The following is an 848-nucleotide window of genomic DNA, read 5'->3' on the forward strand; positions in this document are numbered from 1 at the left end:
GTTAAGCCAAACAAACGGGCTAATACCCGGTAGACATTTCCATCTACTGCAGCCACTACTTCTTTAAAAGAAACCGCAGCTATTACTGCAGCTGTATAGGGTCCAATCCCTTTAAGGGCAAGTAAATCTCGATAACTGGCAGGAAAAACGCCTTTGTATTTTTCCACAATGGTTTGCGCACAATGGTGTAAATTACGTGCTCTACTATAGTAGCCCAAACCTTGCCATAAACGTAGAATTTCTTGTTCTGTAGCATTAGCTAATGCTACAATAGAAGGATAGTGCGCTATGAAACGTTCATAATAGGGCAATCCCTGCACAACTCTTGTCTGCTGTAGTATAATTTCTGATAACCATATTTTATAGGGATCTTTAGTAGTACGCCAAGGTAAATAACGTTGATGTACTTTGTACCAAGCGCATAATACTTTACGAAAAAGCGTGTGGTCTATAGTAGTAGGTAGCATAATGAATAAAAAGCTGAAAACGTAATTTATTTTAATATATTTGAATATTTGAAGGCATAATGCTTACATGCACCCACCATCTGACCTTATAAAAAGTGTGGGAAAGCGTAAGATCGTGTGTTTGATGCATCAAATGCAGTTAAATAATCGAAAATACAAAAAGAAGTTAGTTGTAGATAGTTACTGAACATTTTGTTGGTATAGAAAAAAAATACAGCTAACAGGTACAAAATTGAAAAACATATAGTATACCATGAATTTAAAATTAACCAATCCACTTGCTTTTTTAGATTTAGAGACTACCGGTACGGATGTGGTGAATGATCGTATAGTAGAAATCGCGATTATCAAACTTATGCCCAATGGTGATCGTTTAACGCT

Annotated in this window: 1 protein-coding gene and 1 pseudogene; one reads left to right on the forward strand and one right to left on the reverse strand. The window is 36.0% G+C overall.

Annotated features, from left to right (window positions below; all coding sequences use genetic code 11):
- The coding region (locus tag EDM02_RS01430) for an A/G-specific adenine glycosylase (RefSeq protein WP_420886340.1) at positions 1–467 on the reverse strand (467 nt) is incomplete at its 3' end.
- A gap of 253 nt (positions 468–720) precedes the next feature.
- On the opposite strand from EDM02_RS01430, the pseudogene EDM02_RS05910 reads away from it, so the two are divergent.
- A pseudogene (locus EDM02_RS05910) lies at positions 721–848 on the forward strand (exonuclease domain-containing protein); the annotation flags it as partial.

It is taken from the genome of Candidatus Cardinium hertigii (assembly GCF_003788695.1).